This is a genomic window from Aeromicrobium sp., assembly GCF_023146395.1.
Lineage (GTDB): Bacteria > Actinomycetota > Actinomycetes > Propionibacteriales > Nocardioidaceae > Aeromicrobium.
Genome location: NZ_JAGLCD010000004.1, coordinates 302,618 through 328,587, shown reverse-complemented (window position 1 = coordinate 328,587; position 25,970 = coordinate 302,618). Strand labels below are relative to the sequence as shown.

The following is a 25,970-nucleotide window of genomic DNA, read 5'->3' as shown; positions in this document are numbered from 1 at the left end:
TCGACCGACTGGGGACAGCGTAGGACGTGGGGGTTCTCCGCACCTCCCGGCGGGGGTGCCGGGCCGTGGGCGGCAGATCAGGCACGGGGGTGCCGGGCCGTGGGCGGCAGATCAGCCGCTGACCGAGACCTCGGCCGCGCCGCCCTCGACCGGTTCCATGTCCTCGGCGATGCGCATGGCCTCCTCGATCAAGGTCTCGACGATCTTGCTCTCCGGCACCGTCTTGATGACCTCGCCCTTGACGAAGATCTGACCCTTGCCGTTGCCGGACGCGACACCGAGGTCGGCCTCGCGGGCCTCGCCGGGGCCGTTGACGACGCATCCCATGACGGCGACGCGGAGCGGGACCTCGAGCCCGTCGAGCCCGGCGGTGACCTCCTCGGCGAGCGTGTAGACGTCGACCTGGGCGCGGCCGCACGAGGGGCAGGAGACGATCTCGAGCTTGCGCGGACGCAGGTTGAGCGACTGCAGGATCTGGATGCCGACCTTGACCTCCTCGACCGGCGGCGCCGACAGCGAGACGCGGATCGTGTCGCCGATGCCCTGGCCGAGGAGGTAGCCGAAGGCCGTGGCGCTCTTGATCGTGCCCTGGAACGCGGGGCCGGCCTCGGTGACGCCGAGGTGCAGCGGCCAGTCGCCGCGCTCGGCGAGCATCTCGTACGCCCGGGCCATGATGACCGGGTCGTTGTGCTTGACCGAGATCTTGAAGTCGTGGAAGTCGTGCTCCTCGAACAGCGAGGCCTCCCACACCGCGGACTCCACGAGGGCCTCCGGCGTGGCCTTGCCGTACTTCTCGAGCAGGCGCTTGTCGAGCGAGCCCGCGTTGACGCCGATGCGCAGCGAGACGCCCGCGTCCTTGGCCGCCGTGGCGATCGCGCCGACCTGGTCGTCGAACTTGCGGATGTTGCCCGGGTTGACCCGGACCGCCGCGCACCCGGCGTCGATCGCGGCGAAGACGTACTTGGGCTGGAAGTGGATGTCGGCGATGACGGGGATCTGCGACTTGCGGGCGATCGCCTCGAGCGCGTCGGCGTCGTCCTGGCTCGGACAGGCGACCCGCACGATGTCGCAGCCTGCGGCGGTGAGCTCGGCGATCTGCTGCAGCGTGCTGTTGACGTCCGACGTCAGCGTCGTCGTCATGGACTGCACCGAGACCGGGGCGTCACCACCGACGTCGACCGAGCCGACCTTGATCTTGCGCGAGAGCCGCCGCGGCGCCAGCACGGGCGACGGTGCTTCAGGCATGCCCAGATCGATGTCCATGCTGACGAATCTAGCGCCCGCTACCTGACCTGCAGCCTCAGGTCACGCTGACCGGGTTGACGATGTCGGCGTAGATCAGGATCACGCTCATGACGATCAGCACGAGGCCCACGACGTAGGCCACGGGCAGCATCCGGGCGACGTCGACGGGCCCGGGGTCGGGCCGACCTCGCAGGCGGGCCCAGCGCGACCGGGCGCCCTCCCACAGCGCCCCGGCGATGTGCCCGCCGTCCAGCGGCAGGAGCGGCACGAAGTTGAACAGCGCCAGGAAGAGGTTGAGGCTCGCCAGGAGGGTCAGGACCCGCTGCGCGCGCTCGGCCCAGGTGGGCTGGTCGACCGTGACGAGCTCGCCCGCGACCCGGCTGGCGCCCACGACGCTGATGGGGCTGTCCTCCTTGCGCTCCTGGCCGAAGGCCGCCTTGACGACGTCGACCATGCGCGACGGGAGGTGGGCGATGGCCTCGGCGGTGCGGGTCGTGGTCTCCCACATGACCTCGCCGACGTACAGCGGTCCCTCGCGCTGGTAGGTGAACTCCGGCGAGACGCCCAGGAACCCGACGTTCTCGACCCGGTCCGGGTCGTCGACGGCGAGTCGCTCGAGCACCGACGTCGTGACGGGAACCGTCGCGGTGGCCCCGTCGCGGACGTAGGTGATGGTCGAGGTGTCGGCGCCGTTGGCCCGGATGAGTGCGGTCAGCTCCTCCCAGGTCGTGACCTGGGTCCCGCCGAAGGCCGTGATCTCGTCACCGGGCTGGAGGCCGATCTCGCTGGCCGGGGTGGGCGGGTCCTGGGCGGTGCACGTGCGCCCGGCCTCGGCGTCGCTGATGGCGCAGTCGGAGACCGACGCGACCGTGGTCGTGGGCTGCTCGACCCCGAAGCCCATGATGACGACCGCGAAGAGGAAGGCCGCGATGACGACGTTGACCATGGGCCCGCCGGCCATCACGATGACCTTCTTCCACCACGGCAGCTTGTAGAACAGACGGGGCTCGTCGGCGGTGGCGATCGTGTCGTACTCGGCCTGGCGGGCGTCGGTGACGAGCTGGGTGAACAGTCCGGTGTTGGTCGAGCGCACCGCGTGCGGGTCGTCGCCCGGTCCGGGCGGGAGCATGCCGACGAGCTTGACGTAGCCACCGAGCGGGATCGCCTTGAGCCCGTACTCGGTCTCGCCGCGCTTGGTCGACCAGATCGTGCTGCCGAACCCGACGAAGAACTGGGTGACCTTCACCCCGAACTTCTTCGCGGGGAACATGTGGCCGCACTCGTGCAGGGCGATCGAGATCGCCACGCCGAGCAGGAAGGCGATGACACCGAGGGCGTAGATCACGGCGGTCATGCGGTCTCGATCCTGTGACGGGCCCGGTCCCGGGCCCACGCGTCAGCGGCGAGCACGGCCTCGAGCGTGAGGTCTGCGGAGGCGGTGTCCGGCTCCTGGAGATGCTCCTCCAGGACCGCAGCCACCGTGTCCACGATGCCGAGGAAGTCCAAATCTCCCCCGACGAACGCGTCGACGCACACCTCGTTCGCGGCGTTGAACACCGCCGGCGCCGTGCGTCCGAACCGCCCCGCGCGCCGCGCGACCTGCACGGCCGGGAACGCCTCGTCGTCGAGCGGCTCGAACTCCCACGTGACGGGCGCGGTCCAGTCGCAGCCCCTCGCGGCGCCGGGCACCCGCTCGGGCCAGGCCAGCCCGAGCGCGATCGGCAGTCGCATGTCGGGCGGCGAGGCCTGCAGCATCGTGGAGCCGTCGACGAACTCGACCATGCTGTGCACGACCGAGCCGGGATGCACGACGACGTCGATCCGGTCGAAGTCGATGCCGAACAACAGGTGCGCCTCGATGACCTCCAGCCCCTTGTTCACGAGCGTCGAGGAGTTGATCGTGATGACCGGGCCCATGTCCCAGGTCGGGTGCGCCATGGCCTGCTCGGGGGTGACGCCGGCGAGCTCGGCGCGCGTGCGACCGCGGAAGGGTCCACCGCTCGCCGTGACGAGCAGTCGTCGCACGTCGGCGGGGTCCTCCCCCTTGAGCGCCTGCGCCAGCGCCGAGTGCTCGGAGTCGACCGGCACGAGCTGGCCGGGCCCGGCCGCCGACGTCACGAGCTCGCCCCCGACGATGAGCGACTCCTTGTTCGCGAGGGCGACCGTGGTGCCGGCACCCAGGGCGGCGAGGGTCGGGCCGAGACCCACGGCGCCGGTCATGCCGTTGAGCACGACGTCGCACGTCATGCCGGCCACCTCGGTCGCGGCGTCCCGGCCCGCCAGCAGGCGCGGGATGCGGTGGTCACCCTGCTCCCAGCCGCGGCGCTGCGCCTCGGCGTACAGCGCGAGCTGGACGTCCTGGGCCGCCGTCGCCTGCGCCACGGCCACGACCTCGACCTCGTGGGCGATGGCCTGCTGCGCGATCAGCTCGGGGCGCCCTCCCCCGGCCGCCAGGGCCACGATGTCGAAGCGGTCCGGAGCGGCCTCGACGACCTCGAGGGCCTGGGTGCCGATCGATCCGGTGGAACCAAGAATGGCGACACGCTTGCGCATGCCGCCATTCTGGCTCACGGGTACTGTCTGCCGCCCGTAGCCCGGCACCCTCGCCACCGATTCCCCCGATCCGGTGACGAGAAGCTCTACTTCACCTCGGCTCGAAGGACCGACCACACGCCGACGGCCAACGGGATCCAGAACCAGATCAGGCTCGACGTGCCGAGCTGGGCCCACTGCTCCCCGCTCAAGGTGTCGCCGTTGAACAGGGGGATCTGGGCGTTGCTGAAGTCGATCCACGGCTGGATGTCCGCGAACCACTCCTGCAGCGCGGCCAGCAGGCTCAAGATGGCCGGAAGGACGAACGAGTACACGAGATAGGCCACGACCGCAGCGGCGGAGTTGCGCAGCAGCACACCGAACATGAAGCCGATCAGAACGCCGAAGATGTTGCCGATGAACAGGTAGACGACGTCCAGGACGTCGAGGTTCCAGACCGGGCTGATGCCGTTGATCGCCGCACCGACGACGTTGCCGAGCGCTCCCACGACGAAGGCGAACAGGATCGCCACCACAGCGACGATGATGCTGCTCGCGGCCTTGGCACCGATCACGGCCCCGCGGTGCGGCGCGAGGGTGAAGGTGACCAGGCCCGAGCGCTGGCTCCACTCCGAGGTGACCGCGAGGGCAGCGATGATGGGCAGGAACAGCGACAGCGGCGTACCGAAGGCGGCTCCGAAGATCCCGAACGACAGCTCGCTGTCCGGCACGAAGGCGATGACAGCGACCGCCGCGAGAACCGAGATGATCAGGCTCGTCGCGACGAGCCAGAACCCGGAGCGGGTGTCGAACATCTTGCGGAGCTCGACCGTGACGAGCCGGCTGAACGGCACGCCCGGACGCTGGGTCTGGATCGTGACAGGGGACGTTGCGGCGCTCATGCGGCACCTCCGGTGGTGACGACACCCTCGCGCTGGGTGGTGGCGGTCAGCTGCAGGAACATCTCCTCGAGCCCGGCGCTGTCGGCGCCGCGGAGCTCGATGAGGGCCAGGCCGGCTGCTGCGGCGACCTGACCGATCTGGACGGGCTCGGCGTCGACCGAGAGCCCGTCGCCCTTCGGGGTGGCGGTGAAGCCTCCCTGCGTCAGGGCGGCGGCCAGGGCAGCGTTGTCGGCTGCCTGGACGTAGGCGCCGGCGCCCTGGAGGAGCTCGGCCTTGGTGCCCTGGGCGACGATCTTGCCGTTGCCGATGACGATCAGCTCGTCGGCGATGATCTCGATCTCGTGGAGCAGGTGCGACGAGAGCAGCACCGTGCCGCCCTGGTTGGCGTAGGCCCGCAGCAGGCTGCGCATCCAGTGGATGCCGGCCGGGTCGAGACCGTTGGCCGGCTCGTCGAGGATCAGGATCTTCGGGTCGCCCAGCAGGGCGTTGGCGATCCCGAGACGCTGGCGCATGCCGAGCGAGTAGTTCTTGACCCGTCGCTTGGCCTCGGAGTCCGACAGGCTCACGAGCGCGAGCATCTCGTCGACGCGTGCCTTGGGGAGGCCCATCGTCAGCGCGCTGAGCGTCAGGATCTCGCGCCCCGTCCGTCCGGCGTGCTGGGCCGAGGCGTCGAGGAGCACGCCGACCTGAGTGCCCGGGTTCGGGATGTCGCGATAGGAGACGCCGCCGATCGTGGCGGAGCCGGAGTCGGGGATCGTGAGACCGGCCATGATGCGCATCGTCGTGGACTTGCCGGCGCCGTTGGGCCCGAGGAAGCCCGTGACCGTGCCGGGTTGGCAGGTGAAGGAGACGTCGTCCACGGCGCGGAACGCGCCGTACGTCTTCGAGAGGTGTTCGACCGTGATCATGTCTCCACCTTGTCGGCGCGGGCACCGGCGCGCATCCGTCCGGGGTCCACAGGTCAGCGCCGAAAGTATGACCACGCCCAAGCCTCTCGGCCGGTCTCGACCTCCGCCCGGCTCGCCTAGGCTGACGCCGTGAGCACGATCTCCGCGGGAGGACGGCAGCAGGTCTTCGCCCCGCTGCCCATCTCACGGTGGGGCCACACCTGGCGTCTGCTCCTGGTGCTCGCGATCAGCGCGGCCGCGTGGGTCGAGGCGGCGATCTGGCAGTGGCAGCACCTGCGCGCGTGGTTCTGGGCCGATCTCGGCGTCGGCATCGCGAGTCTCGTGCTCGCGCACTGGCGTCGCCGCTTCCCGTTCACGGTCGCGCTGGTCACCAATGTCGCCACGATCGGTTCGTTCTCGTCCGGTGGCCCAGCGACGTTGACGCTGTTCTCCCTCGCCACGCGGCGTCGATGGCGCGAGATCGTCCCGATCACGCTCGTGGCCATGGCGGCGGGGCTGGTCAGTCTCCGTAGTGCTCCCGGATCGCAGGAGGACGACCTGATCGTCACCGGTCCGGCACTCGTCGCGATCCTGGGCGTCATCGTGGCCTGGGGCATGTACGTGGGCTCACGTCGCGAGCTGCTCGGGACGCTGCGGGAGCGGGCCGAGACGGCCGAGTCGGAGCAGGCCGCCCGCGTGGCGCAGGCACGGACGAGCGAGCGGACGCGCATCGCGCGCGAGATGCACGACGTGCTCGCGCACCGGATCTCGACCGTCACGATGCACGCCGGTGCCCTGACCTACCGCGAGGACCTGACGGCGGCCCAGATGCGCGCGACCGCCGAGGTCATCCAGGACAACGCCCGGCAGGCTCTCGTGGAGCTGCGCGAGGTCCTCGGCCTGCTCCGCGAGGAACCCGGCGACGCCGCGCCCGAACGCCCGCAGCCGGACGCCACGGACCTCGACGCCCTGATCCGCGAGGCGATGACCACCGGGCTTCGCGTCAGCCCGACGATCCAGGTCGACACCTCCGGCGTCCCACCGACCACGGGGCGCACCGCCTACCGCGTCGTGCAGGAAGCCCTCACGAACGTCCGCAAGCACGCGACGTACACCGCCGTGAGCATCGACGTGACCGGATCGCCCGGCGAGGGGCTGCGCGTCGTGGTCAGCAACCGCCTGCCGATCGGTCAACCGGCCCACGACCTTCCGGCGTCCGGTCTGGGCCTCATCGGACTGCGGGAACGGGTCGAGCTGGCCGGTGGCCGGCTCGACCGGGAGATCACCCCGCAGCGCGACTTCGTGCTCTCGGCCTGGCTACCGTGGCCCGCATGAGCCAGACGACCGAGAGCGCGGTGCGCGTGCTGCTGGTCGACGACGACGCCCTGGTGAGGGCCGGGCTGGCGCTGATCCTCGGCGGGTCTGAGGCCCTGACGGTCGTCGGGGAGGCCGGCGACGGGCGTGAGGCGGTCGAGGCCGTGCGCCGCGGGGGCGTCGACGTCGTGCTGATGGACATCCGCATGCCCGTGCTGGACGGGATCGAGGCGACGGCCCAGGTCCTCGCCCTCCCGGACCCGCCCAAGGTCATCGTGCTGACGACCTTCGACGCCGACGACTACGTCGTGCGCGCGCTGGCGGCTGGGGCCCACGGATTTCTCCTCAAGGACACCGCGCCCGCCACGATCGTCGACGCGGTCGGACGGGTCGTGGGCGGTGAGCCGATGCTGTCCCCCACGATCACGGCCCAGCTCATCCGCCAGGTCACCGACGCAGCCCCGACCTCCGCGGTCGACGAGGCACGCGGCCGGGTCTCCGGCCTGACCGAGCGGGAGCTCGAGGTGGCGATCGAGGTCGGACGCGGGGCGTCGAACGCCGAGATCGCCGAGAACCTCTACCTCAGCCTGGCGACGGTCAAGGCCCACATCGCACACATCTTCGCCAAGCTCGACGTCACCAACCGGGTGCAGGTCGCCATCCGGGTGCACGACGCCGGGCTGTTGTAGACCAGATCATCTAGCGTGACGGCATGAGCCTCCCTCGCCCCGTCACCGATGTCCTCGACACCGCCCTCGACAAGGTCGTTCCGGCCGGGTACTCATCGATCGGGCCCGCTCTGCGGCGTCGCTGGTGGCCCGCCGATCCCCCGGCGGGCGCACTCACCGGCCGTCACGTCGTCGTCACCGGGGCGAGCCGTGGGCTGGGCCTCGCCGCCGCGACGGAGCTGGCGCGCCTGGGCGCCACGGTGCATCTCCTGGGGCGCGACCAGGCCCGGCTGGACCAGGCCGCGGCCGGCATCCGCGTCGCGGTTCCCAACGCCGACGTCCTGCCCGAGACGTGCGACGTCAGCGACCTGGACGACGTGCGGGCCTATGCGGCGCGAACGGTGGAGTCGGTGCCCCGCCTCCACGCCCTGGTGCACAACGCGGGGGTCATGCCGCCGAGTCGCACCGAGTCGGCCCAGGGCCACGAGCTGACCCTGGCCACCCACGTCGTCGGGCCGCTCCTGCTGACCGAGCTGCTGCGCCCGGCGCTCGCCGCCGCGGACGACTCCCGCGTGCTGGTCATGTCGTCCGGCGGGATGTATTCGGCGCCCCTGCAGGCCAGCTGGGCCCACGACCTGCAGTACCGCGAGGGCACCTATCGAGGTATCCGGGCCTACGCCCGCACCAAGCGCCTGCAGGTCCTGCTGGCCGAGCAGCTGGCCACGCGGCTGGCCGCCGACGGCGTGGTGGTCCACAGCATGCACCCCGGATGGGCCTCGACCGAGGGCATCGCCGAGAGCATGCCGGGATTCAACCGCGTCGTGCGCCCGATCCTGCGCGACGCCCGGTCGGGCGCCGACACGCTCGTGTGGCTGACCGCCTCGCCGGAGGCCACGACCTCCACGGGACTGTTCTGGGCCGATCGCCGTCCGCGCTCCACGACGTACCTCCCGTGGTCGACGGAGGACCCGCAGCTGCGGCGTCAGGTCTGGGACGCCGTCGCGACGATGGCCGGCATCGAGCACGCCCCGGCGTGAACGCCACGCCGAGGCCTCCTGATCTTGAATCGATCCAGAAACTGACGGTAGGGTCGAGGGCATGTCGACGACCGACGCCGAGGCGCTCCTTCGCGGGGCGTCCCTGCGCGTCACGCGCCCGCGTGTCGCGGTGCTCGACGCCGTCCACCGGCACCCGCACGCCGACACCGACACCGTGATCCGCGCGGTCCGCCGCGAGCACGCCCACGTGTCGCACCAGGCCGTCTACGACGTGCTGCGCGCGCTCACCGACGCAGGCCTCCTGCGCCGGATCCAGCCGGCCGGGGCCACGGCGCGATACGAGGCGCGGGTCGGCGACAACCACCACCACGTCGTGTGCCGCACGTGCGGCGCCATCGCCGACGTCGACTGCGCCGTCGGCCACGCCCCCTGTCTGACCGCCTCCGCCGACCACGGGTTCGTGGTCGACGAGGCGGAGGTCGTCTACTGGGGCACCTGCCCCGCGTGCGCGGCCGCCCAGAGCATCCCAGCTGTCACCGCATCCACGGAAGGAAGCACATGAGCGACCCCCAGGACCCCCGTCCCGAGAGCCCGCAGGGCGTCGACCGGAAGGCCGAGGAAGGCTGCCCGGTCATGCACGACTCCGCTGCCGCGAGCGGCAGCGAGAGCGAGAACCCGGCGATCGACGCACCCACGCCGAAGAGCGGCCGCCCGCACACCAACCAGGACTGGTGGCCCAACAGCCTCGACCTCTCGGTGCTGCACGCGCACTCCGCGAAGGGCAATCCGCTCGGTGCGGACTTCTCGTACGAGAAGGAGTTCCAGAAGCTCGACCTGGCCGAGCTGCGGCGCGACATCGTGGAGGTCCTCAACACCTCGCAGGACTGGTGGCCGGCCGACTTCGGGCACTACGGCGGCCTGTTCATCCGCCTGAGCTGGCACGCTGCCGGCACCTACCGGATCTACGACGGCCGCGGCGGCGCCGGCGACGGCTCGCAGCGCTTCGCCCCGCTCAACAGCTGGCCCGACAACGCCAACCTCGACAAGGCCCGCCGTCTGCTGTGGCCGGTCAAGCAGAAGCACGGCCAGAAGATCTCGTGGGCCGACCTGCTCGTCTACGCCGGCACGGTCGCGCTGGAGGACATGGGCTTCACGACCTTCGGCTTCGGCTTCGGCCGCGAGGACGTCTGGGAGCCCGAGGAGATCTTCTGGGGCCCGGAGGACACCTGGCTGGGCGACGAGCGGTACTCCGGGGAGCGCGAGCTCGGCGAGGCCCTCGGCGCCGTGCAGATGGGCCTGATCTACGTCAACCCCGAGGGCCCCAACGGCAACCCCGACCCGATCGCCTCGGCGCACGACATCCGCGAGACGTTCGCCCGGATGGCCATGAACGACGAGGAGACCGTCGCCCTCATCGCGGGTGGTCACACGTTCGGCAAGACTCATGGCGCCGGCGACGCCGACCTGGTCGGCCCGGAGCCCGAGGGCGCCCCGCTGGAGGAGCAGGGCCTCGGGTGGCGCAGCTCGTTCGGTTCCGGCAAGGGCGCCGACGCGATCACATCGGGCCTGGAGGTCACGTGGACGTCCACGCCCACGCGCTGGAGCAACGACTACTTCACCTTCCTGTTCCGCTACGAGTGGGAGCTCACCAAGAGCCCCGCCGGCGCGTACCAGTGGGTCGCCAAGGACGCCGACGAGGTCGTCCCGGGCCCGACGCCGGGCTCCCCCAAGCGCAAGCCCACGATGCTCACGAGCGATCTGGCCCTGCGCTTCGACCCCGCGTACGAGAAGATCTCGCGCCACTTCCTGGAGAACCCCAACGACTTCGCGAAGGCGTTCGCCAAGGCCTGGTACAAGCTCCTGCACCGTGACATGGGCCCCGTCGACCGCTACCTCGGCCCGTGGGTCCCCGAGCCGCAGCTCTGGCAGGACCCGGTGCCCGCCGTCGAGGGTGACCTCGTCAGCGCGGCCGACGTCGACGCGCTGAAGCAGACCGTGCTGGGCTCCGGCCTGACCACGGCGCAGCTCGTGTCCACCGCGTGGGCCTCGGCGGCCACCTTCCGCTCGACCGACAAGCGCGGCGGCGCCAACGGCGCCCGGATCCGGCTCGAGCCCCAGCGCAGCTGGGAGGTCAACCAGCCCGAGCAGCTCGCCACGGTGCTGGAGACCCTGGGTGGCATCCAGCGCGAGTTCAACGAGGCCGGCGGCGCGCAGATCTCGCTGGCCGACCTGATCGTGCTGGCCGGCTCGGCCGCGGTCGAGCAGGCGGCTCGCGACGCCGGCGTCGACGTCACCGTGCCGTTCCGGCCCGGTCGCACCGACGCCACGCAGGAGCAGACCGACACCGACTCGTTCCGGGTCCTGGAGCCGCGGGCCGACGGATTCCGCAACTACCTGCGCCCCGGCGAGAAGACCCAGCCGGAGACCCTGCTCGTCGATCGCGCGCACATGCTCGACCTGACGGCGCCGGAGATGACGGTGCTCGTGGGCGGTCTGCGGGCGCTCGGGAACAACGTCGGCGGCACCCAGCACGGCGTCCTCACCGATCGGGTGGGGGTGCTCAGCAACGACTTCTTCGCGCACCTGCTGTCGCCCGGCACCCGCTGGGTGGCGTCGCAGGACCAGGAGCACGTCTTCGAGATCCGCGACGTCGCCACCGACGAGGTCCGCTGGACGGCCACCGCGGTCGACCTGATCTTCGGCTCCAACTCGCAGCTGCGAGCGCTCGCCGAGGTCTACGCCAGCGAGGACGCGCAGCAGAAGTTCGTCACGGACTTCGTCGCCGCGTGGACCAAGGTCATGGAGCTGGACCGGTTCGACCTGGCCTGAGCCCCAGAACGTGTCGCGGCCCGGCCACCTGCGAAGGTGGCCGGGCCGTTCCTCGTCCTGACCGGCTCGCGGCCTGGGTCAGAAGCCGCGTCAGGACTGCGTCAGAGCTGCACGGGGCGGCCGTCGAGCAGCGCGTCGACCACGTCGCCGTGCTGCTGACGCCAGGCCTGCACGCCGTCGAGGTCGACCGCCGGAGCCGGTAACGGATCGGTGCGGCCGATCTCCCGCAGCGCGGTCCACGGCACCTCCTCGGCGCCGACCGAGGCGACGACAGGATCACCGGACAGCGCGGCCCCACCCTCGCCGGGCACGACCTGGAGACGTAGCGCCGCGAGCACCGTGAGGGCGCGAGGGCGACCCGAGACCGCCAGGTGGAGCGTGTCGCCGTCGCCGAGCCCGAGGATCCGCAGTCCTCCGGCGACTGACGCGACCTGGTCGAGCAGCTGAGCGAAGGTCAGGTCACCGTCGGCGTCCGACAGTGCGACGTCGTCGGCACGTCCGTGCACCACGTGGTGGTCGAGCGTGAGGAAGGCCAGGCTCGACGTGCGCGACATTCAGACGCCCCGGAAGACCGGCTGGCGCTTCTCCTGGCGTGCCAGGGCCGCCTCCTTGACGTCCTCGGACGCCCAGACGTCGCGGAAGCTCTGCTCGATCGCGGCGTCGTCGGCGCTCGATCCGTTCAGCGCCAGCTTGTTGTGCGCGATGGCCAGGGGCGCGAGCCGGGCGATGTCACCGGCCCACGCCAGCGCGTCCTCGAGGGTGCCCGCGCGGTCGGCGAGCCCGCAGTGCAGCGCCTCGTCACGGTCGAGCGACTCCCCCGCGATCATCAGCCGGCGTGCCCGTCCGGTTCCCGCGAGCGCGGCGAGGGTCCGGATGGTCCAGGCGTCGACGGCCATGCCGTTGCGGGCTGTGGGCACCGCGAACTTCGCGCTGGCGTCGGCCACGCGGAGGTCGCAGGCCATCGCGAGCTGGGTGCCGGCGCCGATCGCCGGGCCGTTGACCGCTGCCACGAGTGGCACCGGAACCCGGGCCAGGTGGTGCAGCATCCCGTACAGCGCGTCGAGGAACTCGTCGCCGTACACCCCGCCGAGGTCGGCACCCGAGCAGAACGACGAGCCCTCCCCGGTCACGACGATCGCCCGGGCGCCGGTGTCGACGGCCTCGTCGACGGCCGCATGGATCGCCAGGCAGAGATCGGTGTTCAGCGCATTGCGTCGATCGGGACGGGTCAGGGTGAGGACGGCGACGTCTGCGTCGCGGCGTGCGTCGAGGACGCTCGTGTCGAGATCCGGCATGCGCTCACGCTATCCGGGCCACAGGGCGGACCGGAGGCGGCCTACTCCGTGGCCGCGAGCTGTCCGCAGGCCGCGTTGATCTCGTCGCCACGCGTGTCGCGGATCGTCGTGCTGATGCCCTTGGCCTCGAGCCGGCGGACGAACTCGCGCATGTCGTCGCTGCGCGAGCGGGTGAAGACCTGGCCGTTGAGCATCGGACCGCTGTCGGTGGGGTTGAGCGGGATCAGGTTGACGTGCACCCAGCTCCAGTCGCCGTAGGAGTTCAGGACGTCGGCGAGCAGGTCGGCGCGCCAGGCCTGATCGTTGATGTCGCGCATCATGGCGTACTCGATCGAGACCCGGCGCTTGCTCTGCTTGGCGTACTCCCACGCGGCCTCGACCGTCTCGCTGACCTTGAAGTGGGTGTTGATCGGCACGAGCTCGTCGCGCAGCTCATCGTCGGGCGCGTGCAGCGACACGGCCAGCGTGACCGGGATGCCCTCGTCGGTGAGCTGCCGGATCCGTGGCACGAGCCCGACGGTGCTCAGCGTGATGTTGCGGGCCGACAGGCCCAGGCCGTCGGGCGCCGGGGCCACCATCCGACGGATCGCGCCGATGACGGCCTTGTAGTTGGCCATCGGCTCACCCATGCCCATGAACACGACGTTCGACAGCCGGCCAGGCCCACCCGGAACCAGGCCGTTCGCCATCGCCGCCGCGCCGTCGACGACCTGGTCGATGATCTCGGCGGTGCTCATGTTGCGCTGCAGGCCGCCCTGGCCCGTGGCGCAGAAGGGGCACGCCATGGCGCAGCCGGCCTGGCTGGACACGCAGATCGTGGCCCGCTCCGGGTAGCGCATGAGGACCGACTCGACGAGGGCCCCGTCGAACAGGCGCCACAGCGTCTTGCGCGTGGTGCCGTGGTCGGCCTCCATCGTGCGGACGGGGTCGAGCAGCGTGGGCAGGAGCGCGGTCGCGATGGCGTCGCGGTTCTTGGCCGGCAGGTCGGTCATGTTGGCCGGATCGCGCTCGAGGCGGCCGAAGTAGTGGTGCGCGACCTGCTTGACGCGGAAGGCCGGCTCGCCGAGCTCGGCGGCCGCGGCGGCACGCTCCTGCGCCGAGAGGTCGGCGAGGTGGCGCGGAGGCTTCTGGCGTCCGCGCGGCGGCGCGATCACGAGCGGCAGCGCGCGCTTCGTGGCGGGCTCGACCTGCGGATCAGTCATCCCACCAGTGTCTCACCCGAGACCAGCACGCACCGAATCGTCGAGCGTGAGTCACGGGTCACGGGTCGCGGGTCGTGAGTCACAGCAGGATGTGGACACTTCGGCACCTCCGCGGGGGCTCACAGCGTGCCGACGTGTCCACATCTGGCCGATCAGGCGGGACGCACCCGCAGCGAGTCGATGAAGTCGAGCTTGGCCAGGACCTTGGGCGGGATGACGAACGGGTAGAGGTCGTCGGCGCCCATGCTCCGATTGATCTGGTTCAGCGCGGTCGAGAGGGGGATCCAGACACCCGTCACGAGGTCGCTGAAGATGCTGAAGGCGTCCGGATCGACCGTCATGAGCCCGTTCCAGCGAGCCGTGTCGACCGTGTCCTGGATGTGGAGCAGGTGGGCGAAGGTCTCCGCGAAGTCCTCGAACGGGTGCATCGTGGCGTAGGTGCTGATGTAGCTGTCCGCCCAGTCGGCGGGAGGTCCGTCGTTGTAGTGCCGCTCGATCTCGTCGGCGTAGGAGATCTCCTCGTTGCCGAACAGCTCGCGCGCCTGCCCGATGAGGTCGCCGCGCACGTGCTGGGCCTCCATGTAGTGGCCCACCTCGTGCCGCAGGTGGCCCAGCATCGTCCGATAGGGCTCGGCGAGCTCGGCCTGCACCTTCGCGCGGTGGGCGTCGTCGCCCTCGGCCAGGTCGATCGTGATGAGGCCGTCCTCGTGGCCGATCACGACGTTCTCCTCGACGCTCGAGAGCAGGTCGAAGCACAGACCCTGCTCCGGGTCTTCCTCGCGCGTGACCCAGCCGAACCCCAGACGGGTCAGCTCGACCAGCAGATGACGCTTGGCCGCCTCCGCGACCGGCAGCTGGGCCAGGCCGACCGGGTCGTCGTCGGCGGGCCGGGTGCGGGTGAGCTGGCACGACTCGCAGGGCTCACCCTCGATCCGGGTCAACCAGGTGCACCCGGACAGGTTGAGATTGGGGCACACGTGCCACACCAGGCCGTCCGGGGCGACGAAGGCGCCCTCGTCGTCCACGACCACGACATCGGCGGTCTCCCGCCAGTACCCGAGCGAGGATCCGCAGACGACGCAGACACTGTTCTCGAGGTAGAGCCGGTTGTCACAGGTCGAGCAGCTGAAGTTGCGCACGCCCCAGTGTGGCGGCTGGGCGTGCGGGCCGCGCGCCGAGCCGGCGGCCCGTCAGACCGGCGTCTCGGCCCCGTCGTAGAGGAAGCTCGCGTCGTCGATGAGCCACGAGCCGTCGACCAGCACCAGGTCGTAGGTGTACGTGTCGGACGCCTGCTCGACCTCACCGCGTTCGAGGTACTCCCACGACTCCTCGGTCTCGATCCGGGCCCGCGATCCGTCGACCGAGACGTGAGTCACCTCGATGCGGTAGGTGCGCCAGAAGTCGCGGGGCTTGCCGACCTGGATCTCCTCGAGGCCCTCGCGAAAGCCCGCGCAGGTCGAGTAGTCGGCCTCGGCCTGGCCGTAGGCGGCGCGGAAGTCGGCAGTCGTCGTCTCCTGGAACGTGGTGCAGTCGGCATCGCGGAACGACCGGTCCCACGCGAGCACGACCTCCGTCGGGTCAGGCACCCCCAGGGGGACCTGCCCGCCATCGTCACGGCCACCGTCACGGCTCGCGATGCCGGCGACGAGCCCGAGCACCATCCCGAGCACGATGATGGCCAGCCCCGCCAGCGCCGTGAGGTGCTTCCAGTACCTCGACGCGACGGACGACCCGACCTCCTGCATGCCGACCATGCTGGCAGATCCGCCCCGAGCCGTGGGACGGTCACGCTCCCACGACGCCATCAGACCCGCCAGACCCTTCAGGCCCGTCAGACCGGCGCGACGTCGACCTCGACGTCCAGCAGCGACGTCGAGGCCTCGCTGTAGATGACGCCCTTGACCGGTGGGACGTCGGCGTAGTCGCGACCCCACGCGGTCGTGACGTACCGCTGCCCGGCGCACTGGTCGTTCGTCGGGTCGATCGCCAGCCACGTGCCACCCGGGACCCAGACCGCGGCCCAGGCGTGCGAGGCATCGGCACCGACCACGCGGTCGCGACCCGGTGGCGGGTCGGTCGCGAGGTAGCCGCTGACGTAGCGCGCGGCGAGCCCGTGGGACCGCAGGCACGCGAGCGTCAGGTGGGCGAAGTCCTGGCAGACGCCGGCCCGCGTCTCGAACAGGTCGTCGATCGTGCTGGTCACCGTCGTCGCCCCCTGCTCGTACTCGAAGTCCCGGTGGATCCGGTGCACGAGATCGAGCGCCGCCTCCGCGATCGGGCGCCCGGGCAGGAGCGACTCCCGGGCGTAGGCGAACGCGGTGGGCGTGTGCGGGACCAGTTCGGACCGCAGGGCCAGCTCCCGCGCCGACCACGCGTCGTCCACGTCGACGCGGTGACGGGGCCGACACAGCTCCCACGGCTGGGCGTCCGCACCGCCATCGCGCACCTCCGGCAGCACCTCGACGTCCGAGCGAGCCTCGACGCGCAGCACCCGGTGGCGCTGGTCGACCTGGAAGTACGTGCGCGTGTTGCCGAAGTGGTCGACCGTGGCCCGCAGGTCGGTGGCGACCGGGTCGACGACGACCTCGTGCGCGCCGACCCGCTGCCAGGGCAGCTCCCGCGGCGTCACGTGGGCGATGCCGTAGCTGTCAGTGACGTCCTCGTCGTAGGTGTAGGTCGTGGTGTGCCGGACCCGGTACCTCATCGCTGCCACCTCACGCCGAGCCCGTCAGGTCGAACGAGCGCGGGGTCGGCGCCGGTGCCAGGTGGACCTCGACGACGGCGTCGGCGAAGCGGGTGAGGAGCCCGCGGACCGCGCCGAGGGTCTGCTCCAGGTACGGCCGCCGCTCCCCCTCGATCGCCACGAGCCGGGCGAGGTCGACCCCCTCGAGCTCGATCCGCAGGTCGGCCAGCAGCCGCTCCGGTCGGGTGGACCCGGTCGAGGCCGGCAGCCCGTGCAGCGCGTCGGCGATCCGCTCCAGGTTGAACGCGACCGATCGCGGGTTGTCGGCATCGAACATCAAGAGCTCGACGACGCCGGCGGGCCGCACGTACCCGCGATAGCGACGGCGGTGCGTCACGGCGCTCTCGGCGATGCCTAGGACCGAGGTCAGGACGTCGCGGTCGACGTCGATGCCGCGCCGTGTCGTGACGGTGCCGTCGACCAGGCGGACGACCTGCTGGCACCGCTCCACGGCCCGCCCCAGCACGATCATGCGCCACCCGTCGTCGCGCATCATCGAGTCGGTCACGCCGTGCAGCGCCGAGATCGCCGTCAGCATGCGCCCGGCGGAGTCGTTGACCTGCAGGCTCAGGCGCGAGTCGGCCAGGACCCCCGACGCGCGGTCGATCGCACCGAAGACCCGCCAGACGTCGGGCGAGAGCTGGTCCCGCACCGCCTGGGCGGCGTCGCGCAGGGAGCCGATGGACTGCGCGACCGACCCAGGGCGGAACGGATCGAGCAGGACCGAGCGCAGCTCGTCGTCGTAGGCCGCGCCGTCAAGGGTCCCCGCGTCGGGTGGACCGTCAGGCCCGGGGCTGAGGTCGTGCAGCTTGCGCACCAGGACCTGCAGCGTCTGACCTCCGGCCGACCACGGCCGGTACCGGAAGTCCTGGGCCAGCCCGTGCGCCGCGATCACCAGACGCAGGGTGTCCTCGGCCCGCTCGGCGTAGCGGCCGAACCAGAACATGTCCTCGAGCACGCGCGGCACCATCGCCGCCGGCGCTCGCACGGTGGTCATCGGCAGGACCTCGAGCAGGCGCTGGTCGGGCTCGTCGGGCCGCTCCTTGAGCACCCAGACGTCCTTGCTCCGCGGGACGCGTCCGGTCTCCATGATCGATCCCAGTCCGCCCAGGAGCGTGCGGTAGGCCGAGCCGTACCGCACGCTGAAGGTGCGGATCACGACCGGCTCGGGCCGGACCCCGAGCGGACCGAGTGCCGCGGTCTGGGAGTGGTGGGGCCGCTCCTGCGCCACGAAGCGGTGCGGCTCGGCGTCGACGAGCTCCAGGAGCCGTTCGGGATCGAGGTCGGCCGGGAGCGGCGAGCGGTCGATCGTGCGGATCGTCAGCTCGTCGGCGCGGGCCCGCACGAGCTCCAGCTCGGCCGGGTCGCCGAGCCAGTAGGACCGGATCGACGGCAGCCGCAGGGGCTCGTCGAGCAGCACCTCGCAGGCGCGGTCCAGGAACGGCGCGAGCCCGAGGTTCTCGACGACGCCGGACCCGAGTCCGTTGACGACCGTGACGGTGCCGCGGCGCACGGCCTCGACCAGACCCGTGACCCCCAGCTGGGAGTCGCCGCGCAGCTCGAGCGGATCGCTGAAGCTCGCGTCGACGCGCCGCACGATGACGTCGACGCGCTCCAGGCGCCCGTAGGCCCGGAGCCACACGATGCCGTCGCGCACCACCAGGTCACTGCCCTGCACGAGCGGGAAGCCCAGGCTCGACGCGACGAACGCCTGGTCGTAGGCGGTCTCGGACTGAGGTCCCGGCGAGAGCAGCACGACCCGGGGATCGCTCGTCTCCCCCGGTGCCGCGTCGATCATCGCCGCACGCACCGCCTGGAAGAACGGCGCGACCCGGTGCAGGGAGGCACCGCGGTACAGCTCCGGCACGACGCGGCTGATCACGCGCCGGTTCTCCATCGCGTACCCGATGCCGGACGGAGCGCCGGTGCGATCGGCGAGCACCTGCCAGTCACCCGTGGCGGTGCGGGTCACGTCGCTCGCGGTGATCAGCAGCGGGTGCGGCTCCCGGGCGCTGCCCCGCAGGACGCGCAGGAAGCCGGAGTGGCCGAGCACGACCTCCGGCGGCACGACACCGGACGACAGCAGCGTCTGAGGTCCGTAGAGGTCGACGAGCACCGCGTTGAGCAGCTCGGCCCGTTGAGCCAGACCGACCTCCAGCGGGGCCCACTCCTGCGCCGACACGACGATCGGGACCGGGTCGAGACGCCACCACGAGGGCGACTCGCCCGGCCGCGAGTACCGCACGCCGTCGTCGCTCAGGAACCGGACGATGTCGCCGCTGATGCGTTGCAGCTCCTCGTGGGTCAGCCCGATCGCGGAGCTGGCGAGCGCCTTCCAGGCAGGGCGCAGCGAGCCGTCGGGCGCCACGACCTCGTCGTACCGGGTGGGCTCGGGCGACAGCGTCGGCTGCGCGACGGCCGTCGAGTAGTCCTGCAGCACCGTCAGCCGAGCCCCCGACCCGCGTCCGGTGCCCCCGGGGCTCGGCGCAGGTCCAACGTGCGTGGGTACTCCGGTGCCATGGCCCGGGCGCCGCGCTCACGGGCGGCCGCGACGTCGACCCGGCCCGGGGTGTGCCCGAAGGGCTCGAAGCGGCTCGCGCGCCGCGCCTCGGCCGAGGCGGCGTTGACCGGTGCGTGCTCGTAGTTCCGCCCGCCCGGGTGCACGACGTGGTACGTGCACCCGCCGAGCGAGACCTGCGCCTCGGCGTCGACGAGGTCGAACCGCAGCGGGGCGTGCACCTCGATCGTCGGGTGCAGCGCAGACCATGGCTGCCACGCGCGGTAGCGGACACCGGCGTAGTACTCGCCGGGGGTCCCGGTCGACGTCAGGGGCACGGGGACACCTTGGCACGTGACGAGGTGCTTGCGCGGGTCGACTCCCCGCACCAGGACCTGGAGTCGCTCGACCGAGGAGTCGACGTACCGGGCGGTGCCACTGCCCGTCGCCTCCTCCCCCAGGACGTGCCACGGCTCGATCGCGGCACGCAGCTCGATCTCGACCAGGGCGCCACGCGCCTCCACCAGCGTGCGCCCCAGCCGCGGGAAGCGGAACTCCACGAACGGGTCGAGCCAGCTCTGCTCGAAGGCGATGCCGGCCTCCCGCAGATCGGCCACGACCTGGCCGATGTCGCTCGCGACGCCCTGCGGGAGCAGAAAGTCCTCGTGCAGGGACGTGCCCCAGCGCACGAGGGAGTCGCGGCTGGGCGTGCGCCAGAACATCGACACCAGCGAGCGCACGAGCAACGCCTGCACCATCGCCATCTGCGGATGAGGGGGCATCTCGAAGCCGCGCAGCTCCAGGAGGCCGAGACGGCCGCGCGAGGAGTCGGGGCTGTAGAGCTTGTCGATGCAGAACTCGGCGCGGTGGGTGTTGCCGGTGAGATCGGTCAGCAGGTGGCGCAGGACCCGGTCGACGAGCCACGGGCGCCCCGGGAGGTCCCCGTCACCCTCGGCTCCCTCCTCGCGGTCGTCTCCCGGGGCCAGCTGCGTCTGGTCCGCGAGCCGTGCGAGCTCGGCGAGCGCGATGTCCATCTCGTACACCGCCTCGGGGCGTCCCTCGTCGAAACGCGGGGCCTGGCTGGTGGGGCCGATGAAGCGGCCCGAGAACAGGTACGACAGCGACGGGTGGCGCTGCCAGTAGCGGATCAGGCTGCCCAGCAGGTCAGGACGACGCAGGAGTGGTGAGTCCGCGGGGGTCGGTCCTCCGAGCGTGATGTGGTTGCCGCCACCGGTGCCGGTGTGCGATCCGTCGAGGTCGAACTTCTCGGTGCCCAGACGCGTCTGGCGCGCGGCCGCGTACAGCGTGTCGGTCAGGTCACGGAGCTCGCCCCACGTACGGGTGGGCTGCAGATTGACCTCGATGACGCCGGGATCGGGGGTCACGACGAGCTGCGTGAGTCGGGAGTCCGGCGGCGGGGCATAGCCCTCGACCACGACCGGTGTGTCGATCTCGGCGGCGACCTTCTCGAGGGTCGTGACGAGCGTGACGTAGTCGTCCAGACGCTCCGTCGGTGGCAGGAACACGAACACGAAGCCGTCGCGCGCCTCGACGGCCAGGGCCGTCGGCGGAGCATCGTGCGGCTCGATCGTCAGGACGCTCGGCAGGACGGGCTTCAGCGGGGGCCCGGACTCCAGGTAGGACGGATCGCCCGAGGGCTCCGGCTCCGACCACGAGATCGAGTCGAGCGGCAGCCGCAGCCCCACGGGCGAGTCCCCCGGAGCGAGGACCAGACGACCGCGGCGGAAGGTCCACCGCGGGCTCGACCAGGTCTCCCCCGTCACGACCGGCAGGACCCAGCCCGTCGGCTCGCCGATCCCGGCGTCCAGGGCCTCGGCCCAGGCCGGGTCGATCCGTTCCGGTAGGTCCTCCGGCGCGTCGCCGTCAGGTCGCCGCAGGGCTGCGGCGAACGGCACGAGCGGGTCCTCCCACGCCGCGAGGACGCGGTCGTCGTCGAGTCCCAGCGCGGCGGCGAAGGCCTTGGCGAGCCGCTCGGCCCGAGCCGGCGCGTCCGTCAGCGCCTCATCGGCGTTCCAAGGGTCGGCGAGCAGCTCGGGCCGCGACCAGAGCGTCTCGCCGTCGGTGCGCCACTGCAGCGCGACCTGCCACCGCGGGAGCGGCTCTCCCGGATACCACTTGCCCTGGCCGCGGTGCACCAGTCCGCCGCCGGCGTAGATCTCGCGCAGGCGCCGGGCGAGCTCCCCCGCGAGCCGGCGCTTGTCCTCGCCGTCGGCGGCCGTGGTCCACTCCGGCGAGGTGGCGTCGTCGATCGAGACGAACGTGGGCTCGCCACCCATCGTCAGGCGCACGTCGTCGGCGACGAGGCGGGCGTCGACCTCCTCGCCGAGCGCGTCGACCCGGGCCCAGGCCTCGTCGGTGTACGGCAGCGTGACGCGCGGGTCCTCGTGCACCCGTGCCACGACGTTCGAGAACGAGAAGTCGACGTCGGCCGGCTCCATCAGGCCCGTGATCGGTGCGGCGCTCGCCGGATCGGGCGTGGCCGACAGCGGGATGTGCCCCTCTCCGGCGAACAGGGCCGAGGTGGGGTCGAGACCGATCCAGCCGGCGCCGGGGACGTAGACCTCCGCCCAGGCGTGCAGGTCGGTGAAGTCCTCCGTCGCGCCGGTCGGCCCGTCGAGGGCCTGGGCGGCCAGGAGGGGGTCGGTCGCCAGCTGCACGAGGTAGCCGGAGACGAAGCGGGCCGCGAGGCCGTACTGACGCAGCAGCGAGACGAGCAGCCAGGCGCTGTCCCGGCATGACCCGATCGCTCGCTCGAGCGTCGTGTCGGGGGTCTGCACCCCGGGCTCCATGCGCACGGAGTACTCGACGTCGCGATGGACCGCGGCATTCAGCCCGACCAGGAAGTCGACGATCGGGACCCCGTCGTCGGGCAGTGCCGGCAGGGCTGCGCGCCACTGGGACACGAGGGGGCCGGACCCCTCGCCCGCCCCCTCGGCGACCGGCGCGAGATAGGGCGCCAGGTCGGCGCGCAGGCCCGGCTCGTAGCTGAACGGGAACCGTTCGGCGTACGCCTCGACGAAGAAGTCGAAGGGGTTGATGACCGTGAGGTCGGCGACCAGGCCGACCGTGATGTCGAGGCGGTCGACCGGCTCGGGGAACACCAGGCGCGCCAGCCAGTTGCCGAACGGGTCCTGCTGCCAGTTCACGAAGTGGCCGGCCGGCTCGACCCGCATCGAGTACGCCTCCACCGGCGTGCGCGAGTGCGGCGCGGGCCGCAGACGCACGACGTGCGGGCTGAGCCGGACCCGGCGGTCGAACGTGTACGTCGTACGGTGCTCGAGCCCGACCTTGATCGCCATGTGACCACCCTGCACGACGCGCGTTACCGGCGCGTGTCGGGCCGGAGCAACCACGCCGGGCCGCACCACCCGGTGGTCGGGGAGGAGCAACCACGCCGGGCCGCACCACCCGGTGGTCGGGGTGGAGCAACCACGCCGAGCAGCACCACCCGGTGGTCGAGTGGGTGCGAGCTCTGCGAGCGCCCGTACCGAGACCCGGTCAGCCGACCGCAGCCTTCGCGACCGCCCCGCCCCACCGAGACCCAGCACCCGACCCGGGTCTCGATACGGCCGCCTCGTTCCTCGGCGAGCCACTCGACCAGCGGGAAGGTGCCGGGCCCACTCGACCAGCGGGGGGGGGTGACGGGCTCGCTGGACCAGCGGGAGGGTGGCGGGCTCGCTCGACCAGCGATGGTCCGTCAGGCGACGGGCACGAGGTAGTGCAGCACGACCCAGGCGACGGGCGCGACCATGATGAGCGAGTCGAGCCGGTCCATCAGGCCCCCGTGGCCCGGGAGCAGGTCGCCCATGTCCTTGATGCCGATGTCGCGCTTGATGAGCGACTCCGAGAGGTCGCCCAGCGTCGCCATCACGACGCTCGCCACACCCAGCACGACACCGGCCCACCAGTCGCCCTCGAGCGCCAGCACGACCACGGCGACGCCGGCCCCGATGCCGAACAGCAGGGATCCGGCGAACCCCTCCCACGACTTCTTCGGGCTGATCGTCGGGGCCATCGGGTGCTTGCCGAAGAGGACGCCGGCGATGTAGCCCCCGGTGTCCGAGGCGATCGTGGCCACGATGAACGCCACGATGCGCCACGGGCCGTCCGACTCGTCCAGCATCAGCAGGACGAAGACCCCCATGAGCGGCAGGTAGGCCAGCACGAACAGGCCGGCACTGACATCACGGACGAAGCCGTCGGCGCCATCGGCGAGCCGCCACACGAGCGTGGCGATGACGGTCAGCGCCATCGCGAAGGCGGTGGCCTCCATGTCGGCGTAGAACGCCGACAGCAGCATCGCCGTGCCACCCACCGCGACCGGCAGGATCGGCACCCGGATGGAGGCCGTGGTGAAGGCCCGCGTGAGCTCCCACATGCCGATCAGCAGGGCGATCACGACGACCGCGACGAACAGGTCCTTGACGAAGAACAGCGACGCGACGACCGTGAGGCCGAGGCTGACGCCGACGCCGATCGCGGCCGGCAGGTTGCGGCCGGCCCGGCCGTGATCCTTGGCGGGGGCGGCCGACTCGGCGGCAGAGTCGGTCATGGAAGAGGTCACACCTCGAGGAGCTCGGCCTCTTTGCCCTTCAACAGCTCGTCGACGGTGTCGACGTACTTCTTGGTGAGGGCATCGAGACGCTTCTCCGCGCCGGTGTTGTCGTCCTGCGAGATCTCGGAGTCCTTCTCGGCCTTGTCGAGCGCCTGCTTGGCATTGCGGCGCACGCCACGGATCGCGATCTTGCCGTCCTCGGCCTTGGTGCGCGCGAGCTTGATGTACTCCTTGCGGCGGTCCTCGGTCAGCTCGGGCAGGGTCACCCGGAGCACCTTGCCGTCGTCGGACGGGTTGACGCCGAGGTCGGAGTCGCGGATGGCCTTCTCGATGGCCCCCTTGGCGCTCGCGTCGTAGGGGCTGATGATGACCGTGCGCGGCTCGGGCACCTGGAAGCCCGCGAGCTGCTGCAGCGGCGTGGGGGTGCCGTAGTAGTCAGCCGTGATCTGCGCGAACATCGCCGGGTGTGCCCGCCCGGTGCGGATCGCCGCAAACTCCTCGCGGGTGTGCTCGACGGCCTTGCCCATCTTGGTGTCGGCCTCGCGGAGTGTCTGGTCGATCACGGTGCTTCTCCTGTAGTCGTGCCATTGTTCGGGTCAGATCCGGCGTGGACCAGCGTCCCGATCCTCTCACCCCGCAGGGCGCGCGCGATGTTGCCCTCGCCCTCCATCCCGAACACGATCATCGGGAGCTTGTTCTCCATGCAGAGCGCGAACGCCGCAGCGTCGACGACCTTGAGGCCGCGCTGCAGCGACTCGGCAAACGTCACGTCGTCGTACTTGCGAGCCTCCGGGTCGGTGCGCGGGTCGGCGTCGTACACGCCGTCGACACCGTTCTTGCTCATCAGGACGATGTCGGCCTTGATCTCGAGCGCCCGCTGCGCGGAGACCGTGTCGGTCGAGAAGTAGGGCATGCCGGCTCCCGCGCCGAAGATCACGACGCGACCCTTCTCGAGGTGCCGGACCGCGCGCCGCGGGATGTAGGGCTCGGCCACCTGGGACATCGCGATCGCCGACTGGACGCGGGTCTCGACTCCCTGCTTCTCGATGAAGTCCTGGAGGGCCAGGGCGTTCATGACCGTGCCGAGCATGCCGATGTAGTCGGCGCGTCCGCGTTCCATGCCGCGCTGGCTGAGCTCGGCGCCGCGGAAGAAGTTGCCGCCGCCGACGACGATGGCGACCTGGACGCCGTCACGGACGGCCTCGGCCACCTGCGCAGCGATGCCGTTGACGACGTCGGGGTCGATGCCGATGGCTCCTCCGCCGAAGACCTCACCGGACAGCTTGAGAAGGACGCGGCGAGCCATGGTGTGGAGTTTATCGGACTCACGCCGGTGGACCTGCGGCGGGAGAGACGAGGCAGGACCCGTGACGAGGGGCTCATGACGCAGGGCCCCGTGGATCGCTCCACGGGGCCCTGCGTCGTCGGATCAGTGCCTCAGGCGCCGATCTCGATGTGGGCGAAACCGGTCAGCGTGACGCCGGCCTCGTCCAGGACGGTCTTGACCGTCTTCTTGTTGTCGGTGACCGACGGCTGCTCCAGCAGGACGACGTCCTTGAAGAAGCCGTTGACGCGACCCTCGGTGATCTTCGCGATCGCCTGCTCGGGCTTGCCCTCCTCGCGGGCCGTGGCCTCGGCGATCTCGCGCTCCTTGGCGACGACGTCCTCGGGGACGTCCTCGCGGGTCAGGTAGCGCGGACGCATCGCGGCGATCTGCATCGCGGCGCCGCGGGCGGCGTCGACGTCGTCGCCGGAGTACTCCACGAGCACGCCGACCGAGGGCGGCAGGTCGCTGGCGCGGCGGTGCAGGTACGTCGCGACCTGACCGTCGAACGTCGCGACACGACCGAGCTCGAGCTTCTCACCGATGACCGCGGCCAGGGCGCTGATCGCCTCGGCGACGGTCGTGCCGTCGTCGAGCGTGACCTGCGCGAAGGCCTCGGCGTCGGCCGGACGCGCGGCGTCGGCCGTGGCCGCGAGCTTGGTGGCCAGCTCGATGAACTGCTCGTTCTTGGCCACGAAGTCGGTCTCGGAGTTGAGCTCGACGATCGCGTGCCCCGAGGAGGCGACGAGACCCGAGGAGGCCTCGCGCTCCGCGCCACGCTTGGCGGCCTTGGCCGCTCCCGTGATGCGGAGGATCTCGACGGCCTTATCGAAGTCACCGTCGGCCTCGGTGAGCGCCTTCTTGGCGTCCATCATGCCGGCGCCCGTGGCGTCACGGAGCTTCTTGACATCAGCGGCGGCAATCGCCATGTGTCGCTACCTCAATTCTGGGAAGGGGA

22 protein-coding genes are annotated in these 25,970 nt (G+C 71.3%); 5 read left to right on the top strand and 17 right to left on the bottom strand.

All coding sequences use genetic code 11. The features are described from left to right. Positions 1–111 precede the first annotated feature (111 nt). The 5 genes from ispG to KAG51_RS03560 form a co-directional block, all read right to left on the bottom strand. Complete coding sequence (gene ispG, locus KAG51_RS03580) at positions 112–1,263, bottom strand: flavodoxin-dependent (E)-4-hydroxy-3-methylbut-2-enyl-diphosphate synthase (protein ID WP_290580699.1); 1,152 nt, start codon at positions 1,261–1,263, stop codon at positions 112–114. Positions 1,264–1,300: 37 nt separating this feature from the next. Continuing rightward, entirely contained in the window at positions 1,301–2,599 is a 1,299-nt protein-coding gene (locus KAG51_RS03575; protein ID WP_290580697.1) for a M50 family metallopeptidase, read from the bottom strand. Next, the gene (gene dxr, locus KAG51_RS03570) at positions 2,596–3,798 is read right to left on the bottom strand and encodes a 1-deoxy-D-xylulose-5-phosphate reductoisomerase (RefSeq protein WP_290580695.1); all 1,203 of its coding nucleotides are present in this window, start codon (positions 3,796–3,798) and stop codon (positions 2,596–2,598) included. The genes KAG51_RS03575 and dxr overlap by 4 nt, the downstream gene beginning before the upstream one ends. Before the next feature lie 86 nt (positions 3,799–3,884). Continuing rightward, entirely contained in the window at positions 3,885–4,679 is a 795-nt protein-coding gene (locus KAG51_RS03565; protein ID WP_290580693.1) for an ABC transporter permease subunit, read from the bottom strand. Further along, the gene (locus KAG51_RS03560; protein WP_290580691.1) at positions 4,676–5,587 is read right to left on the bottom strand and encodes an ATP-binding cassette domain-containing protein; all 912 of its coding nucleotides are present in this window, start codon (positions 5,585–5,587) and stop codon (positions 4,676–4,678) included. The genes KAG51_RS03565 and KAG51_RS03560 overlap by 4 nt, the downstream gene beginning before the upstream one ends. Before the next feature lie 129 nt (positions 5,588–5,716). Here KAG51_RS03560 and KAG51_RS03555 point away from each other — a divergent pair, with 129 nt between their 5' ends. From KAG51_RS03555 to katG, 5 genes are all read left to right on the top strand, one after another. After that, positions 5,717–6,901 (top strand): histidine kinase, encoded by a 1,185-nt coding sequence (locus KAG51_RS03555; RefSeq protein WP_290580689.1) that lies wholly within the window; start codon positions 5,717–5,719, stop codon positions 6,899–6,901. Beyond that, complete coding sequence (locus KAG51_RS03550) at positions 6,898–7,569, top strand: response regulator transcription factor (RefSeq protein ID WP_290580687.1); 672 nt, start codon at positions 6,898–6,900, stop codon at positions 7,567–7,569. Before KAG51_RS03555 ends, KAG51_RS03550 begins: the two co-directional genes overlap by 4 nt. Before the next feature lie 23 nt (positions 7,570–7,592). Then, a complete protein-coding gene (locus KAG51_RS03545; RefSeq protein WP_290580685.1) occupies positions 7,593–8,585 on the top strand; it encodes an SDR family NAD(P)-dependent oxidoreductase in 993 nt (330 codons plus the stop codon). Positions 8,586–8,646: 61 nt separating this feature from the next. Then, the gene (locus KAG51_RS03540; RefSeq protein ID WP_290580683.1) at positions 8,647–9,108 is read left to right on the top strand and encodes a Fur family transcriptional regulator; all 462 of its coding nucleotides are present in this window, start codon (positions 8,647–8,649) and stop codon (positions 9,106–9,108) included. Further along, positions 9,105–11,375 (top strand): catalase/peroxidase HPI, encoded by a 2,271-nt coding sequence (katG, locus tag KAG51_RS03535; protein WP_290580681.1) that lies wholly within the window; start codon positions 9,105–9,107, stop codon positions 11,373–11,375. The genes KAG51_RS03540 and katG overlap by 4 nt, the downstream gene beginning before the upstream one ends. A gap of 101 nt (positions 11,376–11,476) precedes the next feature. Here katG and KAG51_RS03530 read toward each other — a convergent pair whose 3' ends face one another. From KAG51_RS03530 to tsf, 12 genes are all read right to left on the bottom strand, one after another. Next, positions 11,477–11,929 (bottom strand): hypothetical protein, encoded by a 453-nt coding sequence (locus tag KAG51_RS03530; protein WP_290580679.1) that lies wholly within the window; start codon positions 11,927–11,929, stop codon positions 11,477–11,479. Next, entirely contained in the window at positions 11,930–12,670 is a 741-nt protein-coding gene (locus tag KAG51_RS03525) for an enoyl-CoA hydratase (RefSeq protein ID WP_290580677.1), read from the bottom strand. It lies immediately after the preceding gene. A 41-nt stretch (positions 12,671–12,711) separates the two neighbouring features. Next, positions 12,712–13,872, bottom strand: a complete 1,161-nt coding sequence (gene rlmN / locus KAG51_RS03520; protein ID WP_290580675.1) for a 23S rRNA (adenine(2503)-C(2))-methyltransferase RlmN — start codon at positions 13,870–13,872, stop codon at positions 12,712–12,714. Between the two features lie 152 nt (positions 13,873–14,024). Beyond that, positions 14,025–15,011, bottom strand: coding sequence for a putative zinc-binding metallopeptidase (locus tag KAG51_RS03515; RefSeq protein WP_290580673.1), 987 nt, complete (start codon positions 15,009–15,011; stop codon positions 14,025–14,027). A 51-nt stretch (positions 15,012–15,062) separates the two neighbouring features. After that, positions 15,063–15,626 carry a hypothetical protein gene (locus KAG51_RS03510; RefSeq protein ID WP_290580671.1) on the bottom strand — a complete coding sequence of 188 codons (564 nt, stop codon included), beginning with the start codon at positions 15,624–15,626 and terminating at the stop codon, positions 15,063–15,065. Between the two features lie 77 nt (positions 15,627–15,703). Further along, positions 15,704–16,576, bottom strand: coding sequence for a transglutaminase family protein (locus tag KAG51_RS03505; RefSeq protein ID WP_290580669.1), 873 nt, complete (start codon positions 16,574–16,576; stop codon positions 15,704–15,706). 10 nt (positions 16,577–16,586) lie between these two features. Further along, a complete protein-coding gene (locus KAG51_RS03500; protein ID WP_290580667.1) occupies positions 16,587–19,055 on the bottom strand; it encodes a circularly permuted type 2 ATP-grasp protein in 2,469 nt (822 codons plus the stop codon). A gap of 2 nt (positions 19,056–19,057) precedes the next feature. Then, positions 19,058–22,432: a transglutaminase family protein gene (locus tag KAG51_RS03495; RefSeq protein WP_290580665.1), complete on the bottom strand. Its 3,375-nt coding sequence runs from the start codon at positions 22,430–22,432 to the stop codon at positions 19,058–19,060. A 398-nt stretch (positions 22,433–22,830) separates the two neighbouring features. Continuing rightward, positions 22,831–23,685: a phosphatidate cytidylyltransferase gene (locus KAG51_RS03490; protein WP_290580663.1), complete on the bottom strand. Its 855-nt coding sequence runs from the start codon at positions 23,683–23,685 to the stop codon at positions 22,831–22,833. A gap of 8 nt (positions 23,686–23,693) precedes the next feature. After that, a complete protein-coding gene (gene frr, locus KAG51_RS03485; protein ID WP_290581247.1) occupies positions 23,694–24,248 on the bottom strand; it encodes a ribosome recycling factor in 555 nt (184 codons plus the stop codon). After that, positions 24,248–24,994 (bottom strand): UMP kinase, encoded by a 747-nt coding sequence (gene pyrH / locus KAG51_RS03480; protein WP_290580661.1) that lies wholly within the window; start codon positions 24,992–24,994, stop codon positions 24,248–24,250. Before pyrH ends, frr begins: the two co-directional genes overlap by 1 nt. Before the next feature lie 131 nt (positions 24,995–25,125). After that, positions 25,126–25,941, bottom strand: coding sequence for a translation elongation factor Ts (tsf, locus tag KAG51_RS03475; RefSeq protein WP_290580659.1), 816 nt, complete (start codon positions 25,939–25,941; stop codon positions 25,126–25,128). Between the last annotated feature and the right edge of the window lie 29 nt (positions 25,942–25,970).

Bases quoted from the DNA above. Each gene is read 5' to 3' on its own strand.
- KAG51_RS03540 (WP_290580683.1), top strand. From the start codon at position 8,647: ATGTCGACGACCGACGCCGAGGCGCTCCTTCGCGGGGCGTCCCTGCGC.
- katG (WP_290580681.1), top strand. From the start codon at position 9,105: ATGAGCGACCCCCAGGACCCCCGTCCCGAGAGCCCGCAGGGCGTCGAC.
- KAG51_RS03560 (WP_290580691.1), bottom strand. From the start codon at position 5,587: ATGATCACGGTCGAACACCTCTCGAAGACGTACGGCGCGTTCCGCGCC.
- KAG51_RS03550 (WP_290580687.1), top strand. From the start codon at position 6,898: ATGAGCCAGACGACCGAGAGCGCGGTGCGCGTGCTGCTGGTCGACGAC.
- pyrH (WP_290580661.1), bottom strand. From the start codon at position 24,994: ATGGCTCGCCGCGTCCTTCTCAAGCTGTCCGGTGAGGTCTTCGGCGGA.
- tsf (WP_290580659.1), bottom strand. From the start codon at position 25,941: ATGGCGATTGCCGCCGCTGATGTCAAGAAGCTCCGTGACGCCACGGGC.
- KAG51_RS03530 (WP_290580679.1), bottom strand. From the start codon at position 11,929: ATGTCGCGCACGTCGAGCCTGGCCTTCCTCACGCTCGACCACCACGTG.
- KAG51_RS03510 (WP_290580671.1), bottom strand. From the start codon at position 15,626: ATGGTCGGCATGCAGGAGGTCGGGTCGTCCGTCGCGTCGAGGTACTGG.
- dxr (WP_290580695.1), bottom strand. From the start codon at position 3,798: ATGCGCAAGCGTGTCGCCATTCTTGGTTCCACCGGATCGATCGGCACC.
- KAG51_RS03505 (WP_290580669.1), bottom strand. From the start codon at position 16,576: ATGAGGTACCGGGTCCGGCACACCACGACCTACACCTACGACGAGGAC.
- KAG51_RS03545 (WP_290580685.1), top strand. From the start codon at position 7,593: ATGAGCCTCCCTCGCCCCGTCACCGATGTCCTCGACACCGCCCTCGAC.
- ispG (WP_290580699.1), bottom strand. From the start codon at position 1,263: ATGGACATCGATCTGGGCATGCCTGAAGCACCGTCGCCCGTGCTGGCG.
- rlmN (WP_290580675.1), bottom strand. From the start codon at position 13,872: ATGACTGATCCGCAGGTCGAGCCCGCCACGAAGCGCGCGCTGCCGCTC.
- KAG51_RS03490 (WP_290580663.1), bottom strand. From the start codon at position 23,685: ATGACCGACTCTGCCGCCGAGTCGGCCGCCCCCGCCAAGGATCACGGC.
- KAG51_RS03565 (WP_290580693.1), bottom strand. From the start codon at position 4,679: ATGAGCGCCGCAACGTCCCCTGTCACGATCCAGACCCAGCGTCCGGGC.
- KAG51_RS03525 (WP_290580677.1), bottom strand. From the start codon at position 12,670: ATGCCGGATCTCGACACGAGCGTCCTCGACGCACGCCGCGACGCAGAC.
- KAG51_RS03575 (WP_290580697.1), bottom strand. From the start codon at position 2,599: ATGACCGCCGTGATCTACGCCCTCGGTGTCATCGCCTTCCTGCTCGGC.
- KAG51_RS03495 (WP_290580665.1), bottom strand. From the start codon at position 22,432: ATGGCGATCAAGGTCGGGCTCGAGCACCGTACGACGTACACGTTCGAC.